Source organism: Pseudanabaena sp. FACHB-2040, assembly GCF_014696715.1.
Taxonomy (GTDB): domain Bacteria; phylum Cyanobacteriota; class Cyanobacteriia; order Phormidesmidales; family Phormidesmidaceae; genus JACVSF01.
In genome coordinates this window covers 121847-147006 of the sequence record NZ_JACJQO010000002.1, presented here as the reverse complement: position 1 = coordinate 147006, position 25160 = coordinate 121847, and the positions used below count along the sequence as shown (strand labels likewise).

Genomic DNA, 25160 nt, shown 5'->3' with positions numbered 1-25160 from the left:
GCCCTCGCTCCCTGTAATGCCTTTACAGCAGCCATTCCAGGTTGATACCGAGGCGGCTGTCCTGGCCAAAGCGGGAGTTTTGAAACTGCAGGTCTGTGGACAAGCGCAGACGATTTGTCACCGCATAGCCGACTGAGGCTCCGGTTAAGCCCACTTCTTCGTCGGTGCCGGGAGCGACCCAGGTCTGACTAAGGCTGACATCGGCCCCACCACCGCGCGAGGGAATGATCATCAGCCGCATGCCCACGGTGACGCCGCTGGTGCTGTATCGCGGGGTAGAAAGCTGGCGGTAGCCCACTACGGGGGCAAAGTTAACGTAGCCGCCCAGGGGGAAAACGTAGTATCGGGCCTCTGCCCCGTAGGACTCTCGATCGCCATTCCAACTGCGGGCATAGTCACCACTTACGGTCAACCCCGTTCCTGGCCAGACAAAAACATCTTCGACCCCAGCATTAAAACCACTGACATTACCGCTGGAGGGAAACTGGGCATGGCCCAACCGCAGCCGAGTGCGAAAGCTAGGGTCGTTGGCAATTTCGTCAGCAATATCGGGAGTGCGCTCCAACCATTCTCGCAAGACTGGGCTATTTTCAATGGCTTCAGGGGGCAAATCGAGGGGAGTTGCTGGAGCAGGCTCTATCTGTTCGGGTAGGGGAACGAGCGGTTCTGCCGGCTCACTGCCAGCATCAGGGGTTGGGACAACTTCAGGGGTTTGGGCTAAAAATTGGGCGAGTTCTTCAGAGCAGACCGCTATTTCAGGAGTAGGGCAGCTCTCAGAGCGCGGCAAGGGCTGAGACGGCAGGTCTTGAGCATAGACGGCTTCCCACCCCCCGAGCAGCGCCGAGGCACTCAAAATACTTACGTGGGAGAATTTAGAGAATCCTGCTTTCCAGTCGTTCATTGGCTAGCTGCCCAGTCTTTCCAGAACTTGTCTGCCGTTTCTCGAAGAATCCGAGGAAAATAGTGGCATGAGGGGTGAATCTTTACAAGAATACTGGCAAATGCTCCTTAAAATCTGATGACACAAAAAAGCGGTTCTGCCAGTGGCAGAACCGCACCTCAGGGGGTTAAAAACCCGAGCAATTAATTAGTAAACTTCACCGCGCTTGGTGACCATATCAATGGGCTTCATGAAGTAGAGAGATGCGATCTGCCAGCCAATGTTGACGATGTGGGGCAGCTTGCGAAGCGCTTTCAGAGGGGCGGGCTGGTTTGACTCAGCCACTGCAGTGAGCTTGGCATTTGCCGTTGCTGCCACATCTAGCCGCTTAAAGAAGTCGGGATGATCCACATTGAGAATAACCGGGAACACGCGGCCAGCGGTTTTGTTGGTTTTCTCGATGACTTCAATGTCGTACTCACGGGCATTCAAACCTAGGGCGGCGTAGAAGCCGCTGGCTCGGAGGTCGTTGAGGTACATGGTGGCAAACACCGACAGCAAAAAGAAGCGGCACCACAGCCTAGCCTTCCAGTCGTTGAGAATTTGGGGCTGGGACTTCATCAGGGCCGAGAAGAAGTCGCCGTGGCGGTTTTCGTCCTGGCACCAGTTCTCAAAGAAGCGGAAGATGGGGTAGATCTCGTTCTCGGGGTGAGACTCAAGGTGGCGGAAAATAGTGATATAGCGCCAGTAGCCAATCTTCTCCGATAGGTAGGTGGCGTAGAGGATGAATTTGGGCTTAAAGAAGGTGTATTTCTTGCTCTTGGTCAAAAAGCCCAGGTCTAGCTGCATGTTGAAGTCAGACATGGCCTTGTTGAGAAAGCCCGCATGACGCGCCTCATCACGCGAGATCAGGTCAAAGCACTCGGCCAGCATGGGGTTTTTGCCCTTGAGGCGACGGCTCAGTTCTTTGTAGAGCAAGAAGCCGGAGAACTCGGAGGTGCAGGAGCGCTCCAGAAATTCCACAAATACCTGCCGGGTTTCGCCGCTAATGCAATCCCAGGATTTGTCAAAGACATCACTGCGCACGAAGTGGTGGCGGTTATAGTCAGTCCGCAACTCCTCGAGAATGGCGAGTAGTTCCTCTTCGTTGAGGGAGAGGTCCATCTGGGCCATCTCATCAAAGTCGGTGGTATAAAACCTCGGTGTCAGGATGGTATCTTTGGCCGGAGCCTTGACACCGGGCCGAATTTCTTGAAGATCAGGCTTTTTTAGGGAATCTACCATGAGTCCGTTGTCGCGTATTTATGTGTCCACCTTAGTGTGTCAGCCGTAGGAACCAGCCCACAGGGATACACCAATGTTACAGAGCTGCCCAGCCGAGGAGTGACCCTAAAATTGGCTGAAGTCTACAATAGCAGGGCGTTTGAGTGTACCCAAACCCTGAGACTTAGTCTATCAATGGAACTGCTGGGAAAGAAGGGGGTTTAAGAATTGCAACATTCCTCAACGTCGTCTTTCGTTTCTGGGCTTTTCCCGCTCGTAATCTGCCACTAGCTTGCTAACCTGCTGACGAATTTTTAGGTGTGGTTCAACCCCCTCATAGGCAAAGCGGTTGAAGCCGCCCTGCTCCACTAGCTGCTTGAGGTAGCCCACGCGGTCATCTGGGGCCGGATGGGAGGCAAACCAGTTTAAGCCGCCAGAGCGCTCCCGGTTTTCCTCTCCCAGCGTGACCATTAGGTTGTGCAAACCATCGGCCGCGTAATCTCCAGCCGCCAAAATTTGAGTGCCCAGCACATCAGCCTGCCGCTCCATCTCCCGTGAGTAGCTGGAGACAATCAGATTTGCCGTTAGGCCAGCTACCTCAGGAATGGGAATAAAGGCTGCCAGGCTGGTGGTCAAATTACCTTGGGTGACTAGCTGAAAGCCGTGGGAAAGGGCGGCGTGGGAGATCTCATGGCCCAGCAGACCGGCTAACTCAGCTTCCGACTCGGTTTTCATGATGGCTCCAGCGTTGACAAACACTTTTCCGCCAGGGAGAACAAAGGCGTTTAGCGTGTCGTCTAAGACCACGTGGAAGTCGTAATCGAATTCGTCTCGTCCGGCCAGTGCGGCTAGCTTCTGACCAATCGAATCAACGTAGGCAACGACAGCAGGATCTTTAGTCACCGGTAGCTGTTCAACGGCCCGATTGGCTACTTGAGCGCCGATGCCACTTTCTCCTTGCAGCAGGATCATGCTGGAATTAATGGCAGTAAATGGCCCTAGCAAGCCCCCTGTGAGAATGTAGCCTGCCGCTCCAGTAATAATGTTGCTGATCAGGTTGCCTGTCAGCCGCTCGTTGAGGGCTGAGCGAAACCGATTGGAGTTGTTCTGCGAGAGCTGCAGCATCGCCTCGTTTTCGGGGTGGTCGGGGTTGAACAGGGTAAATTGACGGGCGGTGATGGCAGCCTCTAGCCATTTCTCTTGGTGCATTAAGACCTGAGTTTGGACTTTGATCAGGTCGGGGTTGAAGGGGTAACGTGCGATCGCAGCCTCCATTACCTGCTGCGCCTCTTCGGCTCGGTTCTGCTGCAGTAGGTACTCGATGTACAGCGTTTGCCCTGGCAAAAACTCGGGATATTCCTTGACCAGCAGCTCCAGCGGCACCCGAATCCGGGTGGGCAGACCAGCTTCTGCTCCAGCATGGGCCTCGCGCCAATAGACTGCTGCTGCTGGCGGCAGGGCTGCTGGGTCGGTAACAGGCTCAACCTGAATAGGCAGATCCATCTCAGCGTTCCATTCAGGGTCTTTGGCCTGGCGGTAGAGCGGTTCGGCTGCTCTTGTGTCTCCGGCTAGGTAAAGCTGATCAGCCTGCATCAGGAGTTGGGCTCGGGCGGCGGCCTCTGGCTCCATCCCTACTAGCAGCGAGTCGACTGTGGTCTCTGCCTCTGCTGGGGCTTCTGGAACCGCTTCAGCCTCAGGGCTGACGGTTTCGGGAAAAGGCGATCGCAACTCCTCTGGCACCTTAATCGTGCCGTCAGGCGGTTCTGCTGTAGGAACTGGCAGCGTGTCACCTGTGGAAGCTCCCTCTACCTCAAGAGAGCCTGCATTACCTGGACTAGAAGAGGGTTCGGAGGGAGACGCTGCTGGCTCGGCTGACGGTTCTGCTGCCCTCACTGAGTGTGGCTGAAAAGGAGTGCCCTGGCCGGTCAAGCAAGCAATAAGCAACCCTGCCATGAGGGCCGACAGAAACCGCTGCCAAGATTTCATGCTCAACGTCCTTTGGGAGATTCGATAGTTCTTATGAATGGCTGGAGATGCGTTCTGAGGGCTGTTTCAGCCCTAAATTACCAGCTAGTGATAATGCCGGAAGTTCCTGTGAGACATAACTTATGCTGCCTCGACCTTTGCGTCATCGGGATCACTGATTCTATAATTTTTGTTAAGTCGTGCCGCCTTAAACTTTATGAGTATCGAGTCGATTAAGCCTTATCTGAATTTCATTCATCCTCTAATGATGTGGGGTTTGCTGGCCCTGACCCTCTACGCCTTCTACCTAGGTATGAAGTGGCGCAAAACCCGCCTGTCTGAAGGCGATGCCAAAAAAGAGCTGTTGAAAGGTCGCTTTAATATTCGCCATCACCAAATCGGATCGCTGCTGTTAGCCCTGATGATCGTCGGCAGTATTGGAGGAATGGCGGTCACCTATATCAACAACGGCAAGCTGTTTTTTGGGCCGCACTTGCTCGTGGGGCTGGGCATGACGGGCATTATCGCCACTTCAACCGCGATGGTTCCCTTTATGCAGAAGGGCAATGATACTGCCCGCTATACCCACATTGCGCTGAATGGAGCACTCGTCGGGTTGTTTGGTTGGCAGGCCGTTACCGGGGTACAGATTGTGCAGCGGATTCTAGCCGATTTTTAGACGTAGCGGTAGTCAACACGATAGGTGCCCATAACTAAAGTTATGGGCACCTATCTTTTATCGATTAACAGCTGGAGAAAAAGCGCAAGCACCAGGATTTCCCTTCTGCCCTCTGCCTTCCCATTTCTGCCCTAATCTTCGCTAGCCTGTCCTTTGCCCCAACCAGACCAAAAATGATGTCCGTGGTAGCTCTGAGGCAAAGGCAGGCCTAAAGACTCATGAAAGTCTTCCTGCACTTTACGGGTCAGCCGCTTTGACACCTGCCGGACGATTTGGTTGAGCAGGCGATCGCCCGACACTTTGACCAGTGAACCTGGCAGGGAGTGGATAAAGCGAGGAAACTGAATTTTGACAGTGAGGTGTAGCTCCCATTCTACCTGGGTGCCGATGCCGTTTAGGGCAGCCTCATTGGTAGACTCTTTGAGCTGTAGGGCTGCTCGAAAATCGACGTCGTACCCCGGTGGAGTGTATCCCGGAATGGGAATAGTCTCGATGCGGTAAACACCCTGGTCTTGGGGCAGCAGGTGCAGCCCAATTTGAGGGTCTACCTCGTAACCAAGGGCACCGAAGTGGCCGATTAAGAGGGCATACCCATTTTCGGTAATGGGTTCAACTTCCATCGGCTGGGCACATCGCTTAAACCACTCCTGGTGAACATCCAGGTAGCGGGCAACAGTGGCCGGGTCAGCCGTCATGTCCATTTGCCCGACGTATTGTCCTTCAAAAGCAACGGCGTTCATGAAGCCATCGGTCGCATGAGGGTTTTCGGAACTTTCGATGATCCCGGAGACTGCCTCAATGAACTGATCAGGCGCGGATGAGGAATAGGGGTTGGTCGACGATGACTGCATAGGTGAGCAGAACTAAACCACAATCAGCAAATCAGGAGATGCGCCATTCCCGGGAATCAGTATAAGGTTCCATTGTATGGTTCCTTACCTGACTTAACCAGGTCAGGCACATCCTAATCTGGTCCAAAAGAATGAATCTGTGACGGGTGTCACGGGATGGCAGTCCCTTTACAGAATCAGTCACACCATAACCCGATTCGCAAGAAAGCTTCATAGAGCGATCTACGGAGAAATTCTTTTCTATTTTTGGAATGAGGGTATTTACTACGTAATTTGGCGGTGCCTAGCGAGGTCTAAGACCGATGGCGCTTGAGATTTAGCAGTTCACAATGATTAAACGGGAGGCAGTGTGTCTATGAAAGCCTTTGTAGCAGGAGCAACTGGAGAAACGGGACAGCGAATTGTGCGGACGCTGGTGCAGCGAGGCATACCGGTCAAGGCATTAGTGCGAGATGCGCTGAAGGCGCGCACTATCTTGCCAATCGAAGTGGAGCTAGCCCAGGGAGATGTAACGGATCGTGAGGCGATGCGGCTTGCGATCGCAGACTGCACAGTTTTGCTGTCTGCCACAGGTGCCCGACCCAGCCTAGACCCAACAGGCCCCTATAAGGTGGACTACGAAGGGACGAAAAACCTGGTTGATGCGGCCAAAGAGAGCGGAATTGAACACTTTGTCATGGTCTCTTCTCTATGTACGTCGCAGTTTTTCCACCCGCTCAACCTCTTTTGGCTGATTCTCGTGTGGAAAAAGCAGGCGGAGGAGTACCTGCAAAAAAGCGGCCTGGTCTACACTATTGTTCGTCCTGGCGGCCTGAAGAATGAGGACGCTGATGAACGGCCCCTAGTGATGGCCTCCGCCGATTCTCTCTCCGAGGGTAATGTGCCGCGCTTGAAGGTAGCGGAAACCTGCGTAGAGGCCCTTTTTCAGGCCAACGCTCGCAACAAGATTGTAGAGATTGTGGCTGAGGAGTCGGCAGAGCCAAAATCCTTTCAGGAGCTGTTTGCTCAGGTCGCTTAGGCCTCAAGCGAGGGGTTAAAAGAACCAGCCATAGCTGTGTAGCCCCTTGCCCAGCAGGTTGACTCCCAGATAGCAGACCCATACCACGACAAAACCAGACGCAGCCAAGATAGCGGGGCGACGGCCCTGCCAGCCCTTAGTAATGCGGGCATGGAGGTAAGCGGCAAATACCAACCAGGTGATTAGCGCCCAAGTCTCTTTGGGGTCCCAGCTCCAATAGGAGCCCCAGGCTTCGTTAGCCCAGACGGCTCCGGCAATAATGCCGATAGTTAGCAGGGGAAAGCCCAAGCCGATAATGCGGTAGCTGATGTTGTCGAGCGTGTCGGCTAGGGTCAGCCGTTGGGGTGACAGGGGCTCTGCGGAGGTGGACTGTACTTTTTCTAGGACAGCGGTACCGCCATCAGCAGTGCTCATTGCAGCTGCCGGTTGGGCGACGGTTTCACTATGGCGCTGCAGCTTGACGTTGCGGAAGCTGCCGGTGCCTACAGAGCTACCTTTCAACTCAATCGCCTGACCGCGAGTGACTACCAGAAATGCGATCGCAAGCAGTGCTCCCACCATCAGCGCCGCATAGCTCAGGAGCATGACACTGACGTGCATCATGAGCCAGTTTGACTTGAGCGCCGGAACCAGGGGCTCGGAGGCCTGCATAGTGTCGGGCAAAGTCAGGGTGGCAAAGGCAGCAATGCCCATCGCCACTGGGGCAGTAACGGTGCCTACCAAAGAACTACGGCTCATGCGCTCGGCCACCAGGTGCATAGCTGTTACCCCCCAAGCCAGGGCAAAGAGCGATTCGTAGAGATTGCTCATTGGGAAATAGCCAGCCTCAATCCAGCGAGCCAGCAGCAGAGCTGCCATCGCTAGGTTCGCGACGGCCATGCCTGCAGTGCCTAGGCTGGGCAGCCAGGTGAACCGGGGGAAAGCCGCGCCGCTCCAGTACAGAAGCAGAGTGACAAAGAGAACGGCAAAAGAAAGATTGTCTAGCCAGCCCTGGAGGGTAATCAGATCCATGACGCTGCTTGCAAAATCGCTTGGTTTTATCCTACAGACTTCTATCCTACAGACTTTGAGCAGCCGAATGCTTACTCATCAGTAGGGGGTTGCGAAGTTTCTGGCGTAGGCTCTGTCTCAGGGGCGGCATCAGGATCCGCATCAGGGCTCGCATTGGGGCTTGCATCAGGATCTGGATTGGGGGTGGCATCTTTGAGCTGGGGGAGATCTCCGGGGCGGTTGCCTCGGTTCAGCGCGACAAACAGGTCGTAGCGCACCTGCCGCTCTCCTAGGGCCGTTGCCGTTACGCCAATGCCCTCAACGGCTTGGGAGGCAATGATGCCATCTTGAGGCAGGGGCGGCAACAGCAGATTGTTTTGAGCCTCGGCCATGGCCTTTAAGTTGAGGAAGAAATGGCCGTTGTTGACCCGAGGAGCCTGGGTAGTCGTGAGCTGAAAGAGGCTGTTTTGGGCCAGGGATTGCCGGGGCAGGGGTGCGATCGCACTCTCAATGCCTTCACCCAGCGACAGAAAGACAACATCGCCCTCCAGCCACCCGTAGCTCATGGCGAGCGATTGAAAAGGCGAAGTCCAGCGAGTGACGGCCACTCCCTTTAAGTCCGCTGTGTTGACGGCATAGCGGTACCGAGTTTCCATCACTTCATTAAGCTGAGCCAGAGTGGTCTCGGCGGCTTTGCGATCGCTCGCCTTCAGCATGAGCACCAGGGCCGGATTGGGCAAAGCCTCCTGATCTGGGGTTGCAGCAGAGGCTTGGGGAGGAGCCAAAATCCCCAGGGCAAACTCACCCTGAGTCCAGGGCAACAGGTCTTCTTCTAGCGTGAGGCCAGTGGCTGCCTGCAGACTTACCGACAGGTTCTCGGGGTCAATGGGCAGCAGGCTAGCTAGAGACTGGCCGGCTTTAAGGTCTTCCCAAAACCGCTGGAAGTTACCTCCTGAGGCAAACAGCAGCGCCTCTGTGGGAACCCGCTGGGTTAACTGCGTAGTGCCATTGTCTTGAGGAAAGGTTTGGTCCGTGCCCGGAGGGAGCCAGCTAACGCTCTCTAACCGCACGCCCCGAGCCTCCAGATTGATCGCTCCCACCAGTCCCCGATCTGTTTTGAAGGTTTCTAGTTGAGCCGGGGGCAGCAGGGGTTGGGAAGTGCTGGCTAGGGTTTGTACAGCAGAGGGCACATTGATATAGAAGCGAGAGAAAGCAGCAGAGCCCTTGAGCTGTTCAAACGACCGATTTAGACCGGGCAAATCGACCAGCGACTTGCCTCCTTTAAATGCGTCAATAGAGCGCTCTACCGTGACAAACTGATTGCTTAAAACTACCAGCTCAGTACCCAGCACAGCAGCGTAGAGAGTTGTCCCCTCAGCGCCTGCTAGCGGCTGGATGGCCACCCCCTTATAATCTTGAGCTGCTCCCGCCTGGGATCGCTCGATTTGGGCTGAGAATCGCGCCTGAGCCTCTGCCGGATCGGCGATGGGCACAATCATCAGGGTGTTGGCGACATCCTCAGGCAGCGGTAGGGGGGTAGGCTCAGTGTCAGTGCCCTCTTGGTCGGGCAACACGGCAACCGTTACCTCTGGCCCCACCCAAGGCTCAATATCAGCAGCGAAGGTCAAACCGTTATCGGTGAGAATGCGATCGCGCCACTTAGCCAAGAACTGGTCAAACTGCTCTTGGGTCTTGGGGGTGCCAAACTGCCGCAGCCTGCGCCACTCCGCCTCATCGGTGCTGAGGGAAAAGGCCATGACCGCATCTTCAGGAACAGCCTGCACCCCAACCGGCAGATTTTGGGCCAGTGTATTGCGGCGAGACAGCCCCCAATAGGCCACTGCCCCTCCCCCTATTAGCAACAGGGCAGCCCCAACCGTCAGCAAAAGAGGAGGTCTTTTAGAAAGAAACATGTGTGTACCCGTCTACCCTTCCGCAGATGCCCTGCCACTTTAGCAAAGAAATTCTGTCATAGGGTATGCCCGCTGTGCCAGACACCAAGTCCCTAAAACCACTGGTTTACCCTCGGTTTGAGCACTTCTTCAGGGGCCTCGATCGGTATCCAGGTGCCGTCTACCTTACAGGTCAGCGCAGCTGTCAGCTGGAGAAAGCACTATCGCCGGAAGCTAAAGTCGTAGCCAGCGTATTCATCGCCCTCGTAAAGAATCACCAGCCAAGTCTGCGGGTCAAACGCCAAAGGATAGGCTTCCCGCTCAGCTACAGCGCCTTCACGAACTTCAACTGAAGACATTAAACAGAAGGGTTCGGCGATTACCTGCCGCACGGCTTCTTTAGCTGAGCGCTCAGGAACAGAAAGCAACTCAGAAAGCTCGGTGCGGGAAAGAACTGACTGTGCCTGCACCTCCTGCTGGCAGACCTCGGCTTTGGCAGGGGCTTGCGACTTAAAATTCTGCGGCAGCAAAAAGGCCATCAGCGCCAGCATCATCGTCCCCCCGGCCAGAACATAGCCACCGGGCCTGCCCCTTCGCGGGGGGACAGCATGGGGAGACGCTGGGTGAACTACAGACCTAGCCGGTGCTACTGGGCGCTGCCGAGCCAGCACTGGTCTGGGAACTGACGGCTTTGCCGCCCCTGCTCCAGTCCCGCCATCTAGAGCAGGCACAGATCTGGGCAACGCGTGCTGTTGGTAATAGTGATTGGAGTGAGACTGGCGATGGTAGTCAGATTTTGGGTGCTGAGGCTTTGAGTACTGGAGCTTTGAGTGCTGGGGCTTTGGGTACTGGTACTGAGACTCGGAAAGGCTAGTTCTGTCGTTATCTCGATAGGGAGTCATGGGGGGACTTCTCTAAGCAAACTCAGTTGAGTATAGAACACTTGTACTATACCATCAACCCTTCGACAGAAATTTTTAGGCCCCAAGGTGGACTTAGGCAAGCGTCCTCCCGCGCCGGGCCGCTTCACCGTAGAGTCGCCACGTGCTCTTGAATCTGGCTTTGAATCAGCCCGTCCATAGCAGGAACGAAGCTTACCCGCAAAGCCGTTGCAGAGACCACAACCAGTAAAACTGCGCCGAGACGATGACACCACATAGCTGTAACTGGAGGAGACGATAGGAAACACAGTGCCATGACCTCTCAGCCTTCAAAAAGTGCCCTACCGACAAAAAATCTTGCGCCTTTGTGTAAAGTGATTAGTCACATAACAGCTTAGACGTCCTCTATGAACTCAATCCTCAGAGCGGCGCTGCTATGATGCATCTAATTCAACCGTAGGCTTTCGAGAACGACGCAGCTAATCCCGATGAAAGACCCGATTCTCGACGTTCGCAATCTCAAGGTTCAGTTTCAGATCGACGACCGCATTATCCCCGCTGTCGATGGCATTTCCTTTCAGGTGCAGCGAGGGCAAACCCTGGGGATCGTGGGCGAGTCTGGATCGGGTAAATCGGTGACGTCTCTGGCTGTGATGGGCCTAATTCCCAACCCTCCCGGCAAAATTGTGGACGGAGAAATCTTGTTTCAAGACGGGGTTGTGCAAGACGGTAGCCGGGGAGTGAGCCCAGTTGATTTGAGCCGCCTTTCGCCTAGCCAAATGCAGGCTTACCGGGGCGGCAAAGTCTCGATGATTTTTCAAGAGCCGATGAGCTCGCTAAACCCGGTTTATACCTGTGGCTTTCAGCTGACTGAGGCGATTTTGCGGCACCAAAACGTCTCTAAGGAAGAGGCGCAGCGGATTGCGATCGCAGGGCTGCAGGAAGTCAAACTGCTGCCCTCGGACAGTGAACTGCAGGCGGTTGTGCTCAAGAGCCAGCCCAAGCTTACCGACCGGCAGGCGCAGCAAGAAGTTAATCGCCGCAAGCAGGCTATTCTCAACCGCTATCCCCATGAATTGTCGGGCGGCCAGATTCAGCGGGTGATGATTGCGATGGCGATCTGCTGCAATCCCTCGCTGCTGATCGCCGACGAACCGACTACGGCTCTCGATGTGACGGTGCAGGCCACTATTCTCGATCTGCTGCGGGAACTGCGCGACCGGCGCGGCATGTCTCTAATCTTTATTACCCACGACCTGGGCATCATTGCTGAAATTGCTGACCAGGTGGCAGTGATGTACCAGGGCAAAATTGTTGAAGCGGGGCCAGTCTGGGAGATCTTCTCCAACCCTCAGCACCCTTATACGAAGGGTCTATTGGCCTGTCGCCCCAAGCCCGATCAGCGGCTGCGGCGACTGCCTACAGTGGCTGACTTTATGGAGGTCGAAACTACCAGCAGCGGGCAGGTGCAGATTCGCGAAAAGGTGCTGGATGAAAGTAAAGTTATCCAGTTTCGAAGCGAGATTAGCGAAACTGAGATTCGCGATCGCATGACTCAGCTGGAGCAAAATGCCTCCCTGCTCACTGTAGAAAACCTAGAGGTGGGATATCCGGTTCGGGGAGTTTTTGGCAACACGCAACGCTACGTCATGGCGGTCAATAAGGTCTCTTTCCAAATTCACCAGGGAGAAACCTTTGGTCTGGTGGGCGAGTCGGGCTGCGGCAAAACTACCCTGGGCCGAGCTTTGCTGCGGTTGGTGCCTACTCTCGGTGGCCGCATTTGGTTTGACGGCAAAGATGTTCTCGGTCTAGACAATCGTCAGCTGCGGGTTTTGCGCCGAGATATGCAGATCATTTTTCAGGACCCCTTTAGCTCTCTCGATCCGCGCATGAACGTGGGGGATGCGATCGCAGAGCCGCTAAAGATCCACAAAGTGATTAAGAGTCGTCGTCACCAGCAGGAGCGGGTGAGCTATCTGCTGGAGCGAGTAGGTCTGTCCGGCGACTGCATGAACCGTTACCCCCATGAGTTCTCGGGGGGGCAGCGTCAGCGCATCTGCATTGCCCGCGCTCTGGCCTTAAACCCCAAGTTCATCATTTGCGATGAGTCGGTGTCGGCACTGGACGTGTCGGTGCAGGCTCAGGTGCTCAATCTGCTCAAAGAGCTGCAGAGTGAGTTTAACCTGACCTACATCTTCATTTCCCATGACCTAGCGGTAGTCAAGTTTATGAGCGATCGCATTATGGTGATGAACCAGGGACAGATTGAAGAAATTGGTCCCGCTGAGCAGGTCTACCGCCAGCCTCAGCAGCCCTACACCCGCCAGCTCATCAGCGCCATTCCGATTGGCAGCCTAGATCGCATTCAGGAACTGCAGGCTACTCGCAGTCTGGCCAGTTAAACTACCTGCCTTGCGACAGGGTAGGTGAGGGCATAGTTTTGCTTTTTATAAATATTGCGATCGCCTGCTGGCATCAAGCAAGCTAAACCACTGAAGCCCACCTTCCTCAGCGCAGGGCTGCCGCTGCTGCTTTAAGCGGAGGCAGCAAATCTAGCGGCACCTGTAGCTGGTTGAGCCCTACGGAATTATTCACTCCGGCGCTAGCAGGGCCGTGGTAGTCACTGCCTCCGGTCATGAGCAAACCATAGTCCTCGCAGGCTTCCTCTAGCTTCCGCTCGTCGCTGGGGCTGTGGTGAGGGTGGTAAACTTCAACGCCTTTCAGCCCAGCCTCTACCAGCTTGGGCAAAATTGTCTGCACAGTGCCACCGCGAAACAGGTAAGGGTGAGCCCACACCGGCACAGCCCCACAGTCTAGCAGCAGACGGATGCCGTCTTCGGCTGAAAACTTGTCGTACTGCACATAGGCTGGCCCTCGTTCTCCCAGCCAACGGGTAAAGGCTTCTTGGTTAGAGCTTACGTAGCCCGCTTTAACCAGAGCAGCGGCAACGTGGGGCCGACCTGGGGCCATGTTGCCCGACATCGACGGCAGCTCGATGGGGTAGCCTAGCGCTGCCAGTTTTTCGACCATTTCACGGGCTCGCCGATGCCGCCCAGCAATTCGCTCTTGTAGCGGTGGCTCCAGCTTGGCTCGGTCGGGGTAGAAGCCCAGAATGTGAAGCGAACGGTCGTTATAAACGGTGCTGAGTTCCAGCCCCGGCACAATCTCTAGCGGCGTATCAGCAGCCGCTTGAAAGGCATCGTCCCAGCCTGCCAACGTGTCGTGGTCGGTGATGGCCAAGGCTTTAACGCCCGCCTTGAGGGCAGCAGCAATCAGTTCCTGCGGGGTAAGAGTGCCATCGGAGTAGGTGGTGTGGCAGTGGAGTTCTAGCATGTTGCGTGGGGGAGGAGGACGGGAGACAGGGGACACCGGAACGGGGGAGAAGGGCAGCACCAGGGAAGGTTGAGGAGGCTCTTACCTTCTACCCTTTACCTTTAATCCTTTCTTCCCTCTCCCAACTGTTCAAAAGCTACCTGTACAAGCTGCTGGGCTTTTTCATCTAGGGCTAGCCAGTCTACGTCGCCGACTTCGTCGAGCAGGTGGGGATCGACTTCGGCTGGGGTGTCAGGGTCGTAGTGGGTGAAGCAGACTTGGTAGCAGAGGTTCCAGACGTCGATGCGCTGGGTGTGCTCTCCTTGGCTGAGTCGCAGTTCGTAGCCGGGGAAGGGCATGGGCAGGTGGCTTAGCTGTTCCTGCAAGTGCTGGGCTGCTTCTGGGTCGGCGTCTTCTAGTTGGGCGGCGATTTGGCGGACTTGCTCTTGTTCGGCGGTGGTGGTACCTTCGGGCCAGAGCAGGTGCTCCTCGTAGGTACCTATCCAGTTGGAGGCTTCCATCGCCTTGCGCAGGTTGTCTACAACTCGAATCAGCACTGGCTGCAGCAGCTGTTCGGCCTGGTGCTGCTGGAACGGGTCGGCAAAGGTGGGCATGGGTTTCATTAGGGCACCCCGCAATACTTCACAGTCAGATGACTCTCCGGAAAGAGCTGACTAAACTCTTAATAGGGTCATAGAGACTCTATGCCTATCGTAATGCCCCGTCGTAAATCCTATTCTTTTCCTTTGACTGTGGAAAACCGGCTACTGCAGGCAATAGTGTTAATTGGCTCGGTCTTGCTGCTGCTGGTGATTCTGCAAATTTTGCTGCCCTGGCTGGTCTTGGCGGCCCTGTTTGGCGCGGTTTTTTGGCTTTGGCAACGGCAGCAGCAGCGGCAGCAGGATTTGCACCAGCTTTTTTATCAGCTGATTCGCTCTAGCGGTGGTCGTATTAGCGTGTTGGATTTTGCGATCGCAGCCCGCCTCACCGGCCCCCAGGCCCGCACTTTTCTCGATGCTCGTGCCCGCGAGTTTTATGCCAACTTTGAGCCGACGGAGCAGGGCGATATTCTCTACACTTTCTCTTCGCCGGGAATTCAAACGGGGAGTGAGGGGGCACTTGCGATCGCAGTAGATCCCAGCTCAGTTCCCGAGCCGCCCATTTTGCCAGATCAACTGGCCGCCCGACTGAAGTGTTCAACCGCTCTGCTGCACCAGAAGAAATGGGCCACCGATTTTGGCTCCTGGTCGGGCGAACGAGACCCAGAGGGGCAGTCCTGGAGGTATGATCCGTTGGCCGATCAGTTTTTTCCGCTGGCCTAAGCGACCGTGATAAAGAGTCGGTAAGCCTTTGCCGCTTACCGTAAACCTTGTCCGGAGGCGCAGGCGACCCATAGGAAAGTTAAATCAAAAGATTGGTCGAGGTGCTTTACAAAGGTACACCTCGTTTCTGAGCATAGAGAAGGTTTGTCATGCACCTTAGGAGCAGGAATCTGTGGAACGGACGTTTTTGATGATTAAGCCCGATGGGGTTCAACGGAACCTGGTCGGAGAAATCATTCGCCGCTTTGAAACCAAAGGCTTTACCCTGGTTGGCCTGAAATTGATGACAGTTTCCCGCGAACTGGCTGAGGAGCATTACGGTGTACACCGGGAGCGGCCCTTTTTTGCTGGGCTAGTTGACTTCATCACCTCTGGCCCAGTCGTAGCCATGGTTTGGGAAGGCGATGGCGTGATTGCCTCGGCCCGCAAGATCATTGGGGCCACCAACCCGCTGACCGCAGAACCAGGAACCATTCGAGGCGACCTTGGTGTAACCATTGGCCGCAATATCATTCACGGTTCTGATGCCCCCGAAACCGCCCAGACTGAAATCGCCCTCTGGTTCAAACCTGAGGAACTGGCGTCTTGGGAACCTACCCTTAAAGGCTGGCTGTACGAATAATTCTCCTAGCAGAGACGCGATCAATCGCGTCTCTGCTGAGAAATTTCATTTAGGATGAGAGCTGTCTCGATTCACAGGGATGATTGGGTCTTGAGCTTAGCGGAATTTGGACTGCTGCTAATTGCTGTAGTAGCGAGCTCCCTGGGGCAGATTTTTTTGAAGCTGGGTGCCCTAAAGCTGGGTGCGGTTACCTCAGACAACGCCATAGGCCACATTCTCAAAATTGCTACCACCCCCGCCCTGGTTGCCGGACTGATGGCCTATGGGGTTGGGGCTATTCTGTATATTCTGCTGCTGACGCGGGTAAAGTTGTCTGTTGCCGCGCCTTCAGCCTCTTTAATTTATTTAATCTCGGTGCTGGCGGGCTATTTTGTCTTCAATGAATCGATCTCCTTGGGGCGAGCAGTAGGGCTAGGTCTAATTGTGTGCGGAGTGGCCCTGGTTGCTTCCCGATAGGCCGAGAATACAGGGGCATCCGTAGCACTCTAGCCAGTGATGCAAACGACTTTATAGAGGCTTTGGTCAGCCTACTCAACAGAGCAGCTCTCTTGGTCACAGATGACGGTGCTGGGAACAGTCCCCTCAGGAACGACGGTAAAGCCGCCTACGCTGATGCCTGAGAGACCATACTGCTCGCGCAAGACTTGATTGAAGCTGGCAATGATTTCGGGAAGCTGCTTTTCTAGAGCAGAGCGGAGTTGATCGGCTTCGGGTGGTGGGTTTCCGACGGCTTCGACAGGCATATTTTTTGCAATAGGTGAGTACGTTTATTGTACGGCCACGGCAAATCGCAGAGTTCTGTCTTGAGTTTTTTGCCTAGCGTTCTGGGCGTGTGAGGATAGCCCGCCAATCGCTGCAAGCCTTGACAAGCCGGGGTTTCTGAGGTCGTCAGCAGGTGTTACGAAACAGACTGACAGCTCATTGCAAATCCCTTTTAATGCTGGCTAATAGTAAACCAAAATTAAGCTATGCAAAGCTTTCTTGCTCAGTGAGCTCAGTTTTTTGACTTGAGGGTTGCACAATCCAAGTTTTTCTGCTGAAATGTAAACATAGATTTGGCTATATCAAGTGGCTAGGTCATATTGACTGTAATCAATGGCAAGGCGCGGAAAACGTTGAGTGCTCTAGTAGCTCCGTAAAGAACCTAAAGCATCCAGCCGTTATCAGGCGTTCAGGCCAATGAAATAGTCACCAAGCCAGTTTTGACTGTAGTCGTAATCTCCTCATTAACTCCTGTATTTTGTGGGTGAGGCTACCTCACCCATTTTTTTTGCCGCTTAGCCGCTCGCACGTTGTCTAAGTTATGCAGGGTTCGTTGAGTATCTGGGTGAGACTCCCCCAGTAGCTGCAGTTGTTTTGTCAGGGCCTGTTGCAGTAGGTTAATCGCCTGGTCAAAACGCCTCAAACGGGCATAGAGAACGCCCAGATTATTTAGACCACTGGCAAAAGTTGGATGCTCCTCTCCTGAAATTCGCCTGATCATCTCTAGCGACTGGGTGTATAAGCTTTCCGCTTTGCGATAGCGCTCCTGAATCCGATAGAGCTCTGCTAGATTGTTTAGACTAGTTGCGATCGCAACATGTTCTTTTCCAAACAGTCGCCGCCTCATATTGAGCACCTGCGTATGCAGAGCTTCGGCTTCTTTGTAGCGCTTTTGGGCACAGTAGAGTTGAGCCAAGTTGTTCAAGCAAGTAGCAACAACAGCATGCTCGCTGCCAAGCAGTCGCTGAGCCATCGCCAGAGCTTTTTGGTACAGGGGCTCAGCTTCGCTGCAGCGTCCTTGGCAGCGGTAGAGATCAGCCAAATTGTTCAGACTGGTAACTACTGAAAGATGATCGTTTTCGGGTGGATGCTCTTCTACAAGAGCCTTCTGGTACAGCATTTCAGCTTCTTCTAAGCGCCCCAGGGAGCGATAGAGGGCAGCCAAATTGTTTAGCCCTGTAGCCCGGGTTGGGTGCTCTTCCTTAAATAGCTGGCTAATCTTCTCGATAAACTGCTGGTAAAAAGCTTCTGCCTTCTCGACGTAGCCCCGGTGCCTGTAAATCAGCGCTAAGTTATTCAAGCTAAAAGCCACATCTGGGTGGGTTTCCCCAAACCGCTGTTGGGTCGCTACCAAACAAGCCTGCCACCAGGGTTCAGCCAAGCTAAAAAGCCCTTGGCTTTGGTAAAACCGACCCAACCCAATAAAAGGCCAAATCAAATTTTCATCACTCAACCGATTGGGATGGTGCTGAACGACTTCAGCTAAATGGCCTGAGATCGGGGATAGTGCCACCGTCATCTCAGGCGTCAACTCCTGAGGAATTGCGCGGGCAATCCCAGCCAAAGTGGCAGCTAGGGCCCGCTCCAAAATCTGCTGTGGAATGATTGATTCTGCGCCGAGCGCTAGCTTTTCGCGGAAGAATGTTCTAATCAACGGATGCAGCGATAGTGCGGGTACAGGGGCCTGAGCGGGCTCTAGCAAAGCAAAGGATTGGAGCTGCTCAAGAGACGGGCGAATACAGTAGTTCTCGCCAGTTATTCCCTGCAGAGCCCATTCAGCTGGGTCGAGAGGAATGGCCTCTGGCGCAAAGAGGCTTAGCAGGCAAGCCGCACTCTGAGTTTCAGGTTCTAGAACCGCCCAGATTAACTCCAAAACAGCTCTCAATCTAGAGCCGGCCATCTCCCGAAAATGAACGCTATAGCCAACATTCTGGGCTTGGTGTCGCTCAATTAAATCTAGCTGTGCCTGAACTTGAGCAGGAGAGGGCTTTGGCGGTTGGGCTAGGTATGCTGCTAACAGCTTGAGGGTCAGGGGAAGCTGGGCTGACCACTGACAAAGAGCTGCTGCCGCTTTCGTTGCCGCTGTATTTTCTAGGGAGGTTGCGACTTTATCAGGGTAGAGGAGCTGGAGAGAGGTGGTGGGCGATAGCCCTTCTAAAATTAGGGTAGAGCTGCGAGGAACCAAATCTGGCTCAAGACTCGTCACAATAATATGAAACTGATTTGCCTGCGGCAGTAAAACTCTGCGGCAGGTTGCCAAGTCAGTCGCTTCATCAATAACAATCAGCACCCGCTCGTCTGGTCGCCAGTGCTGCCAGCACCAGTCTAACTGCTGCGGCAGAGTGAGCACAGATCCTGCCAACGTCGAAGGCGGTTCTAGCTCTAGCTGGTATTTAACAAACTCAAGCACCTGTTCCTCAATGCGGCCCACCTGAGCGTTAATCCAGCAAATACCGCCAGGGTATTCGCTCCAATAAGTTTGGGCATATTGAAGCGCCAGTTCTGTTTTGCCAATACCGGATGAGTAGTCGGTTGGAGCAATTGTGACTCGCCCTCCGTGCTGCAGCTCATGCCGCAGCCTCTGTAGGGCTTGGCCGCGGCCAATGAAACGGGCTGTACCTTGATGCGGAAGGTTGTGGGGAACGGAGATAGAGGCACCTGGCATGGGGTGTGACAGTTGTAAACACTCTGATGGAAAAATAGACCCTAGACATACAGAGGGAAAAGGGATTGCTCCCCTAATGCCCCAACAGAGAAGCGCTAAAGCTTCTGGGGCTCCAGATTTAAGCAAAATATTTCAGATATATCCTAAGGAGGATGCATGGTGATATTACTGGCTATTGCCAAGAAAATCTGTTGTTTCAAGCAAATCTTTCTATTCCAGCAGAACTGTATATCTAATTAGGTCTAAGCTGGCCTTGGGAACTGTGATCCCAGCCTCTTCGCAGACCTTGTAACCCATAGTGTTGTTCTGCGAGCTGTTTGGAAGTTCAACTTCTTAAGTTTTAGCACTGATGTATTTGAAGTTTCAGTGTGACAATTTCTTGCAGAGTGGCCGTTGGAGATCGGTGAGGGATACATAAGGATGACCTTGATCTCTTTTATCTCTCAATGGCTTCAGTTAAAGTTCTTTGTGCTCTCCCCGTTGGCCTAGCGCTTATGCTGCTGGGTTGCACCCCGCCCGAAGGAAATCGCTCCTCGCAAAGCCCTACCTCAGCCAGTACTTCGGCCTCTACAGCAGCTCAGACTGGTTCTGACTCGGCCTCTCTATCTCCAGGGCGTTACTGCTATGGAATTGAATCTGAAGATCTCAGTGGCGTTATCCGTTTGGCGGTGGAGGAAAGCCAAAGCGTGACTGGAGACAGCAGCGCGACCATCCATGCTGATTCGGAGGGCTATTACTCGTCTTATGCTCAGAAGCTAGAGGGGATCTTGCGGGCGGGACAAATTTCAATGGATGTCACGACCTGGATTGAGTATGACCTGCAGGAGAGCCAGGAAGTGTGGACAGTGACTCCAGAAACCCTTAAAACTGAGCAGAGAACTTTTACAGCTATCGACTGTGCCACTGCCCAAGAGCGGTTTGTGGGCCCAGATGGGCTAGAGGCGTCTGACTTGCTAGAGGGAGTAACGATTCGCCCTCAGCAGGTGCAATTTGAGCCAGGAACGTCGTCTGTGGTGCTAGAAGGCGCTGTAGTACAGGGCGAACGAAACGTTTACCGAGTGGATGCTCAGGGGGGGCAGCAAATGTTTTTAGACATCACTTCTCTCGAAGATAATGCTGTCTTTGATGTGATCTCGCCCAGTGGATTTGTGCTGGAGCGAGAGAGTACCTCTGGAGATGTGCTGCTATCCCAGACTGGGGAATATCAGGTCGTAGTCGGAGGAACTCGGGGCAATGCTGCCTACACTCTAAAGATAGATATTCCTTAGCTGGGTAAATTAAACTTAGGTAGCGTATTCAATCCGTGAGGTGACGGTAATGCGAGGACTGACAGCTGTTGGATTTTTGGTGGCCTTTTCAATAGTGGGCGTTTTAGCGATTCAGGGCATGAAGTCTGAAGCGTCTAGAACTGCACCTACCGGGGCTATTGATCGGGCTCAAGGTGCGGCCGAGACAATGGAGAAACAGGCCGAAAAGCTGCAGCCGGATCTCGATCGGTAGCCGTACCTCCTTAAGGTTCTGCTTCTGTCAGGATTTCGTAACAAGACAGGACGGCTTCTGGAACTGATCGAGGCCGTCCTGTCTTGCTGTCAATAAATACCCAATCGGTTTCTCCTGGCGCTAAGACGATGTTGTCTTCCAGGCGCAGGAATTTGTACTTGCGGCGTGAACGGGCTTTGCGAAAATCGGCTATCCAGGTGAGAATGCGGATGCGATCGCCTGCGAATCCAGGCCGGAGATACTCAATCTGATGGGAGCGAGCTACCCAGGTGGCCCCAACCTGCTGCGTGGCCTGGGTGCCGCCAACATGGTTGGAATGTGCGATCGCAACATCCTGCATCCACTGCACATAGGCAACGTTGTTGATATGGTTGTTTTCGTCGATGACCTCGGTGGGCACGACGAACTCGTACTGGTAAATCGGAGCCATAGGGCGAGAAACGATCGGGAAACGGCTCCACTGAGACTAGGTTTGATCGGCTATCGGTTGCTCAGTATGCGCACTAGCCAGATCGCGAGCAGGGCCAGCACCAAGTAAGCGATCATCGCCACCAAAATATTCACATCGAAGATGTGAGTGTTGCCGTCGAAGGTTGGGCTGATAAATAGGGTGGAGAAGGGCGCTACGAAGGGCTGCGACAGACTGTAAATAAAGCCTGCAAAGGTGTTGTCGGGGTTGGCGGCGGTCAAGCGCAGTAAAAAGCGCAACCCCAGCAGAATTTGCAGGGCTCCTACCAGATAGGTAATGCCCCAAATGATTCTATGAACAATAGCTCGGCGACGGGCTCTAGCAAACTGATCTTCTTCAAACCGCAGCCGCTGGTACTCGCGCTCCTGAGATTCCTGGCGCATTCGCTGCTGAGCTATCTCGTAGTTGTAGGCAGGAGGCTGGTCTGACGAATAGGCGCGATCGCGATCGGACGGACGATCAGAGTGACTCACGGGTTTGCCTGAAACTTTCACTTCTATCTATAAGAATGCCAGATAGTCATCTAATTACGTCTTCCGGCAGACACATTTCAGTAGATTGTCCTAGAAAAGGGACATTCGCCTCTGCTTGCTGGGAGTTATGAAGTAAAAAATTGTCTACGATGCTTTAATGCTTTCAGCTGTGTGCAAAGACCGTGACCGACTTTTTTCAGCTCATCTTTTATGGCATTGTGTCAGGGAGTATTTTGGCGCTGGGGGCTATCGGCGTTTCGCTGACCTTTGGAATTTTGCGATTTGCCAACTTTGCCCACGGCGACCTGATGACCATTGGGGCCTATTTTGCTTTCACCCTAGGGGTGACGCTAGGCTTGCCCTTCTGGCTGGGCTTCCTGGTGGCCTGCGGGGCAACAGCCCTGACGGCGGTCGTGACAGACAAGCTGGTGTTTCGCAAGCTGCGCCGTCGGCCGCCGGTGATTCTGCTGATTTCGTCCTTTGGCATTGCGCTAATTTTCCGCAGCCTGATTCAGTTGGTCTGGGGTTCTAACCAGCTGGTTTACCGGCAGGGCATTCAGCGCCCCGTGGCTTTGGCCGGGCTGAACCTCCGCCCCGATCAGATCACTATCGTGCTGGGAGCGGTTGGGCTAATGCTGGGGCTGCACCTGTTTCTGCAGTACACCAGAACCGGCAAAGCGATGCGGGCGATGGCCGATAATGTTGATCTGGCTAAGGTGACGGGCATTGATACGGAGCGAGTCGTCACCTGGACTTGGGTTTTGGGCGCGATTATGGCCTGTGCTGCAGGGGTGTTTTTAGGACTAGACACGCAGATTAACCCAGTGATGGGCTGGCGGGTGCTGCTCCCAATCTTTTCGGCCACGATTCTGGGCGGCATCGGCAGCCCCTATGGTGCGATCGCAGGTGGGTTGGTGCTGGGCTTGGCCTCTGAACTCTCGACTCTATTTATCTCCCCAGAGTATAAGGCTGCCGTTGCCTTTGCCATTCTGGTCGCTATGCTAATTGTGAGGCCCACAGGTCTCTTCGGGGGACGGTGATGATTAACTATCTAATTTTCTTTCTGACTCTATCTAGCATCTACGCCGTGCTCTCTTTGGGCCTAAATATTCAGTGGGGCTATGCTGGCATTCTCAATATCGGCATTGGCGCATTTTTTGCCATAGGTGCCTACTCTAGCGCGATTGTAACTACGCCTGACAGCACCAACTACCTGGGTGGCTTTGATGCCCCTTTTATTGTGGGGGCTATCGTGGCGATGGCGATTGCTGGGCTGCTGGCCTTTTTAATTGGCCTGGTCACGGTGACGCTGAGATCGGACTATCTTGCGATCGCAACTATCGGCATCTCCGAAATCGTCCGATTAGTGCTCAAGAATGAAGCCTGGCTGACCAATGGTGTTCGCGGTATTGCAGGCATCCCCGATCCCTGGCTGGCCGGTACGCCACTGACGTTTTTGATTCTGCTGGTGCTGGTGCTGGCCCTTGTCTTTTGGATTAGCGATCGCGCCTATCGGGCTCCCTGGGGCCGGGTGCTGCGGGCCATTCGAGAAGACGAACCGGCCACTATGGCAGCCGGTAAAAACGTCTTGAGCTTCCGGCTACAGGCCTTTGTCTTGGGATCGATGGTGATGGGCCTGGCCGGTGCCCTCTATGCTCACTTCGTCGGCTTTATTAGTCCCGAAGCCTTTCAGCCCGAATTTGCCACCTTTATTGTCTGGGTCATGCTGATTGCAGGCGGCAGCGGCAACACCCGAGGAGCCATTTTAGGAGCCTTCGCTATCTGGGGCATTTGGTCGGGCACCGAAATACTTACCTCTAATGTGTTGCCCCCTGACTGGATTACCCGGGCCAGCGCCCTACGGCTGCTGCTAATCGGTGTGCTGCTGCAAATTATTCTGCTGGCTCGCCCTGAAGGGCTCTTGCCAGAGCAGCCGCCTCAGCCAATCGATCCCGACAAACCCCGTCGCTGGCGCATTCGCGGCTAGCAAATTCGCTCACACAGGCCCTCCCGCACAATCTCTACCCCCTGCAAACCCATCTCCTATGGCATCCTGAAAGCAGCTTGTAGGAGAGTGTATGGCTGCAATCGGGGAAGAAAAGCGCAAAGTGGTGGTTGTGGGGGCGGGTTGGGCCGGCTTGGGCTCTACTTACCACTTAGCCAAACAGGGCTACGACGTGACGCTGCTAGAAGCAGGTCCCTATCCGGGCGGGCTAGTGGCGGGGTGGCAAACTGCCGGAGGCCGTTCTGTAGAAGCGGGCATCCACGGATTTTGGTACCCCTACCGCAACATTTTTTCGCTGACCGACGAACTGAAGATTCAGCCCTTTACGCCCTGGACTCAGTCTTCTCAATATTCGCCTCACGGCCTAGAGGTTGAGTCGCCGCTGTTCCAGGCTATGCCCTATCTGCCTAGCCCATTAGGAACGTTTCTCTATACCCGCTTTCAGCGGCTGCCTCTGGTAGATCGGCTCTCAGCCCTGCCCCTGCTCTATGCTGTCGTGGACTTCGACAACTCCCGCGAAGCTTGGCAGCGCTACGACGCGATTACGGCCCGCGAACTGTTTAAGCAATATGGGGTATCAGCTCGGCTCTACAAAGAATCTTTTGAGCCGATGCTGCTAGTGGGCCTGTTTGCCCCAGGGGAGCAGTGCTCTGCCGCTGCCGCTTTGGGCATGCTCTACTACTTTATCTTGGCCCACCAGCCTGACTTTGACGTGCGCTGGTGCCGGGGTACGGTGGGTGAGCAGATTTTTCGCCCCTGGGTGCAGCAGATCGAGCAGGCCGGGGGCCGCATTCTGGCTAACCACCGCGTTACCGACGTGATCGAGGGTTTAGAAAACCAGATTACAGCAGTGGTCTGCGGCGACGAGACGTTTGAGGCCGATGCCGTGATCTTTGCCGTAGGCATTACCGGCATGAAGAAGATTGCCGCTAGCAGTCCAGCCCTGCGCCGCCGCTCAGAGTTCCGGAATCTCAGTAACCTGGGCGCGGTGGATGTGCTGGCGACCCGTCTTTGGTTTGACCGCAAAGTTCACATTACCCATCCTTCCAATGCCTGCTTTGGCTTTCATCCCACTACTGGCTGGACTTTCTTTGATCTCAATGCCCTTCACGATGAGTACCGAGATGAGCCCGGTTCGGTGATTGAGGTGGACTTTTACCACGCCAATCAGCTGCTTAATCTAGATGATGAGGAATTGATCCCCTTGGTGCAGCGGGATTTAGCTGGCTGTATTCCGGGCTTTCGTCAGGCTCAGGTGGTAGATGCTGGTGTGGTGCGACTGCCTCAGGCCGTGAGCCATTTTGCGCCGGGCAGCTACCGCTACCTGTTGCCGGGGATCACGCCTTTTAAGAACGCCTTTATGAGCGGCGACTGGATCGACACCCGTCACGGCTCTTGGTCGCAGGAAAAAGCCTATGTTACGGGTCTAGAGGCGGCTAACCAGGTAATCGCAACGCTGGGGCAGGGGCAACCGGCCTCCATCTTGCCCATTATTCCTGATGAGCCTCACATTCAGCTAGCCCGTGGTGTGAATCGGGGGTTGCGATCGCTCCTCCACCAGAGCCTACCCGCTTTTTGGCTGCCTTAAGTCAAAACCTGAGTGCAACATTA

General features: G+C 54.5%; 25 protein-coding genes. 11 read left to right on the top strand and 14 right to left on the bottom strand.

Annotation, left to right across the window (positions count from 1 at the left end):
- Positions 1-22 precede the first annotated feature (22 nt).
- The 3 genes from H6G13_RS02460 to H6G13_RS02450 all read right to left on the bottom strand — a co-directional run bounded on the left by H6G13_RS02460 (position 23) and on the right by H6G13_RS02450 (position 4129).
- Positions 23-901, bottom strand: coding sequence for a hypothetical protein (locus H6G13_RS02460; protein ID WP_190481580.1), 879 nt, complete (start codon positions 899-901; stop codon positions 23-25).
- A 186-nt stretch (positions 902-1087) separates the two neighbouring features.
- Entirely contained in the window at positions 1088-2164 is a 1077-nt protein-coding gene (gene acsF, locus H6G13_RS02455; protein WP_190481579.1) for a magnesium-protoporphyrin IX monomethyl ester (oxidative) cyclase, read from the bottom strand.
- Positions 2165-2383: 219 nt separating this feature from the next.
- Positions 2384-4129: a M48 family metalloprotease gene (locus H6G13_RS02450; RefSeq protein WP_190481578.1), complete on the bottom strand. Its 1746-nt coding sequence runs from the start codon at positions 4127-4129 to the stop codon at positions 2384-2386.
- A 196-nt stretch (positions 4130-4325) separates the two neighbouring features.
- On the opposite strand from H6G13_RS02450, the gene H6G13_RS02445 reads away from it, so the two are divergent.
- Entirely contained in the window at positions 4326-4787 is a 462-nt protein-coding gene (locus H6G13_RS02445) for a DUF4079 domain-containing protein (protein ID WP_190481577.1), read from the top strand.
- Positions 4788-4918: 131 nt separating this feature from the next.
- Here H6G13_RS02445 and H6G13_RS02440 read toward each other — a convergent pair whose 3' ends face one another.
- Positions 4919-5638, bottom strand: coding sequence for a DUF1997 domain-containing protein (locus H6G13_RS02440; protein WP_190481576.1), 720 nt, complete (start codon positions 5636-5638; stop codon positions 4919-4921).
- A 355-nt stretch (positions 5639-5993) separates the two neighbouring features.
- Here H6G13_RS02440 and H6G13_RS02435 point away from each other — a divergent pair, with 355 nt between their 5' ends.
- On the top strand, positions 5994-6656 hold the full coding sequence (locus tag H6G13_RS02435) for an SDR family oxidoreductase (RefSeq protein ID WP_190481575.1): 663 nt from the start codon (positions 5994-5996) through the stop codon (positions 6654-6656).
- Positions 6657-6671: 15 nt separating this feature from the next.
- Here H6G13_RS02435 and ccsB read toward each other — a convergent pair whose 3' ends face one another.
- The 4 genes from ccsB to H6G13_RS29025 form a co-directional block, all read right to left on the bottom strand.
- On the bottom strand, positions 6672-7667 hold the full coding sequence (gene ccsB / locus H6G13_RS02430) for a c-type cytochrome biogenesis protein CcsB (protein ID WP_190481574.1): 996 nt from the start codon (positions 7665-7667) through the stop codon (positions 6672-6674).
- A 71-nt stretch (positions 7668-7738) separates the two neighbouring features.
- The gene (locus H6G13_RS02425; protein ID WP_190481573.1) at positions 7739-9559 is read right to left on the bottom strand and encodes a DUF3352 domain-containing protein; all 1821 of its coding nucleotides are present in this window, start codon (positions 9557-9559) and stop codon (positions 7739-7741) included.
- Positions 9560-9759: 200 nt separating this feature from the next.
- A complete protein-coding gene (locus tag H6G13_RS28535; protein ID WP_199305689.1) occupies positions 9760-10440 on the bottom strand; it encodes a hypothetical protein in 681 nt (226 codons plus the stop codon).
- A gap of 124 nt (positions 10441-10564) precedes the next feature.
- On the bottom strand, positions 10565-10696 hold the full coding sequence (locus H6G13_RS29025; protein WP_277882473.1) for a hypothetical protein: 132 nt from the start codon (positions 10694-10696) through the stop codon (positions 10565-10567).
- Between the two features lie 211 nt (positions 10697-10907).
- On the opposite strand from H6G13_RS29025, the gene H6G13_RS02415 reads away from it, so the two are divergent.
- Positions 10908-12821, top strand: coding sequence for an ABC transporter ATP-binding protein (locus H6G13_RS02415; RefSeq protein WP_190481572.1), 1914 nt, complete (start codon positions 10908-10910; stop codon positions 12819-12821).
- Positions 12822-12927: 106 nt separating this feature from the next.
- Here the strand turns inward: H6G13_RS02415 and H6G13_RS02410 are convergent, their stop codons facing one another.
- Together H6G13_RS02410 and H6G13_RS02405 are read right to left on the bottom strand one after the other, a co-directional pair.
- Complete coding sequence (locus tag H6G13_RS02410) at positions 12928-13752, bottom strand: PHP domain-containing protein (protein WP_190481681.1); 825 nt, start codon at positions 13750-13752, stop codon at positions 12928-12930.
- Positions 13753-13853: 101 nt separating this feature from the next.
- On the bottom strand, positions 13854-14354 hold the full coding sequence (locus H6G13_RS02405; RefSeq protein ID WP_199305688.1) for a hypothetical protein: 501 nt from the start codon (positions 14352-14354) through the stop codon (positions 13854-13856).
- Positions 14355-14435: 81 nt separating this feature from the next.
- On the opposite strand from H6G13_RS02405, the gene H6G13_RS02400 reads away from it, so the two are divergent.
- The 3 genes from H6G13_RS02400 (at position 14436) to H6G13_RS02390 (ending at position 16131) form a co-directional block, all read left to right on the top strand.
- The gene (locus H6G13_RS02400; protein ID WP_190481571.1) at positions 14436-15053 is read left to right on the top strand and encodes a hypothetical protein; all 618 of its coding nucleotides are present in this window, start codon (positions 14436-14438) and stop codon (positions 15051-15053) included.
- Positions 15054-15225: 172 nt separating this feature from the next.
- On the top strand, positions 15226-15675 hold the full coding sequence (gene ndk, locus H6G13_RS02395) for a nucleoside-diphosphate kinase (protein WP_190481570.1): 450 nt from the start codon (positions 15226-15228) through the stop codon (positions 15673-15675).
- A 90-nt stretch (positions 15676-15765) separates the two neighbouring features.
- Positions 15766-16131, top strand: a complete 366-nt coding sequence (locus H6G13_RS02390; protein ID WP_190481569.1) for an EamA-like transporter family protein — start codon at positions 15766-15768, stop codon at positions 16129-16131.
- A gap of 71 nt (positions 16132-16202) precedes the next feature.
- On the opposite strand, the gene H6G13_RS02385 is transcribed toward H6G13_RS02390, so the two are convergent.
- Together H6G13_RS02385 and H6G13_RS02380 are read right to left on the bottom strand one after the other, a co-directional pair.
- The gene (locus H6G13_RS02385; RefSeq protein ID WP_190481568.1) at positions 16203-16418 is read right to left on the bottom strand and encodes a hypothetical protein; all 216 of its coding nucleotides are present in this window, start codon (positions 16416-16418) and stop codon (positions 16203-16205) included.
- Between the two features lie 509 nt (positions 16419-16927).
- Positions 16928-19102, bottom strand: coding sequence for a tetratricopeptide repeat protein (locus tag H6G13_RS02380; protein ID WP_190481567.1), 2175 nt, complete (start codon positions 19100-19102; stop codon positions 16928-16930).
- Between the two features lie 446 nt (positions 19103-19548).
- On the opposite strand from H6G13_RS02380, the gene H6G13_RS02375 reads away from it, so the two are divergent.
- Positions 19549-20370 carry a hypothetical protein gene (locus H6G13_RS02375; RefSeq protein WP_206756503.1) on the top strand — a complete coding sequence of 274 codons (822 nt, stop codon included), beginning with the start codon at positions 19549-19551 and terminating at the stop codon, positions 20368-20370.
- Between the two features lie 49 nt (positions 20371-20419).
- The gene (locus H6G13_RS02370; RefSeq protein ID WP_190481565.1) at positions 20420-20602 is read left to right on the top strand and encodes a hypothetical protein; all 183 of its coding nucleotides are present in this window, start codon (positions 20420-20422) and stop codon (positions 20600-20602) included.
- 10 nt (positions 20603-20612) lie between these two features.
- On the opposite strand, the gene H6G13_RS02365 is transcribed toward H6G13_RS02370, so the two are convergent.
- Both H6G13_RS02365 and H6G13_RS02360 read right to left on the bottom strand, forming a co-directional pair.
- A complete protein-coding gene (locus H6G13_RS02365) occupies positions 20613-21032 on the bottom strand; it encodes an acyl-CoA thioesterase (protein WP_190481564.1) in 420 nt (139 codons plus the stop codon).
- Between the two features lie 50 nt (positions 21033-21082).
- A complete protein-coding gene (locus H6G13_RS02360) occupies positions 21083-21544 on the bottom strand; it encodes a YggT family protein (RefSeq protein ID WP_347277422.1) in 462 nt (153 codons plus the stop codon).
- A gap of 182 nt (positions 21545-21726) precedes the next feature.
- Here H6G13_RS02360 and H6G13_RS02355 point away from each other — a divergent pair, with 182 nt between their 5' ends.
- The 3 genes from H6G13_RS02355 (at position 21727) to H6G13_RS02345 (ending at position 25137) form a co-directional block, all read left to right on the top strand.
- The gene (locus H6G13_RS02355) at positions 21727-22584 is read left to right on the top strand and encodes a branched-chain amino acid ABC transporter permease (protein WP_190481563.1); all 858 of its coding nucleotides are present in this window, start codon (positions 21727-21729) and stop codon (positions 22582-22584) included.
- On the top strand, positions 22584-23531 hold the full coding sequence (locus tag H6G13_RS02350) for a branched-chain amino acid ABC transporter permease (RefSeq protein WP_190481562.1): 948 nt from the start codon (positions 22584-22586) through the stop codon (positions 23529-23531). Before H6G13_RS02355 ends, H6G13_RS02350 begins: the two co-directional genes overlap by 1 nt.
- 91 nt (positions 23532-23622) lie before the next feature.
- A complete protein-coding gene (locus H6G13_RS02345) occupies positions 23623-25137 on the top strand; it encodes an FAD-dependent oxidoreductase (protein WP_190481561.1) in 1515 nt (504 codons plus the stop codon).
- The last annotated feature ends 23 nt before the right edge of the window (positions 25138-25160 follow it).

Coding starts and splice junctions, on each gene's coding strand:
- H6G13_RS02400 (WP_190481571.1), top strand. CDS start 14,436: ATGCCTATCGTAATGCCCCGTCGTAAATCCTATTCTTTTCCTTTGACT.
- H6G13_RS02405 (WP_199305688.1), bottom strand. CDS start 14,354: ATGAAACCCATGCCCACCTTTGCCGACCCGTTCCAGCAGCACCAGGCC.
- H6G13_RS02410 (WP_190481681.1), bottom strand. CDS start 13,752: ATGCTAGAACTCCACTGCCACACCACCTACTCCGATGGCACTCTTACC.
- H6G13_RS02415 (WP_190481572.1), top strand. CDS start 10,908: ATGAAAGACCCGATTCTCGACGTTCGCAATCTCAAGGTTCAGTTTCAG.
- H6G13_RS02425 (WP_190481573.1), bottom strand. CDS start 9,559: ATGTTTCTTTCTAAAAGACCTCCTCTTTTGCTGACGGTTGGGGCTGCC.
- H6G13_RS02445 (WP_190481577.1), top strand. CDS start 4,326: ATGAGTATCGAGTCGATTAAGCCTTATCTGAATTTCATTCATCCTCTA.
- H6G13_RS02450 (WP_190481578.1), bottom strand. CDS start 4,129: ATGAAATCTTGGCAGCGGTTTCTGTCGGCCCTCATGGCAGGGTTGCTT.
- H6G13_RS02375 (WP_206756503.1), top strand. CDS start 19,549: ATGGCTTCAGTTAAAGTTCTTTGTGCTCTCCCCGTTGGCCTAGCGCTT.
- H6G13_RS02380 (WP_190481567.1), bottom strand. CDS start 19,102: ATGCCAGGTGCCTCTATCTCCGTTCCCCACAACCTTCCGCATCAAGGT.
- acsF (WP_190481579.1), bottom strand. CDS start 2,164: ATGGTAGATTCCCTAAAAAAGCCTGATCTTCAAGAAATTCGGCCCGGT.
- H6G13_RS29025 (WP_277882473.1), bottom strand. CDS start 10,696: ATGTGGTGTCATCGTCTCGGCGCAGTTTTACTGGTTGTGGTCTCTGCA.
- H6G13_RS02440 (WP_190481576.1), bottom strand. CDS start 5,638: ATGCAGTCATCGTCGACCAACCCCTATTCCTCATCCGCGCCTGATCAG.
- H6G13_RS02435 (WP_190481575.1), top strand. CDS start 5,994: ATGAAAGCCTTTGTAGCAGGAGCAACTGGAGAAACGGGACAGCGAATT.
- H6G13_RS28535 (WP_199305689.1), bottom strand. CDS start 10,440: ATGACTCCCTATCGAGATAACGACAGAACTAGCCTTTCCGAGTCTCAG.
- H6G13_RS02345 (WP_190481561.1), top strand. CDS start 23,623: ATGGCTGCAATCGGGGAAGAAAAGCGCAAAGTGGTGGTTGTGGGGGCG.
- H6G13_RS02460 (WP_190481580.1), bottom strand. CDS start 901: ATGAACGACTGGAAAGCAGGATTCTCTAAATTCTCCCACGTAAGTATT.
- H6G13_RS02385 (WP_190481568.1), bottom strand. CDS start 16,418: ATGCCTGTCGAAGCCGTCGGAAACCCACCACCCGAAGCCGATCAACTC.
- H6G13_RS02365 (WP_190481564.1), bottom strand. CDS start 21,032: ATGGCTCCGATTTACCAGTACGAGTTCGTCGTGCCCACCGAGGTCATC.
- H6G13_RS02350 (WP_190481562.1), top strand. CDS start 22,584: ATGATTAACTATCTAATTTTCTTTCTGACTCTATCTAGCATCTACGCC.
- ccsB (WP_190481574.1), bottom strand. CDS start 7,667: ATGGATCTGATTACCCTCCAGGGCTGGCTAGACAATCTTTCTTTTGCC.
- H6G13_RS02370 (WP_190481565.1), top strand. CDS start 20,420: ATGCGAGGACTGACAGCTGTTGGATTTTTGGTGGCCTTTTCAATAGTG.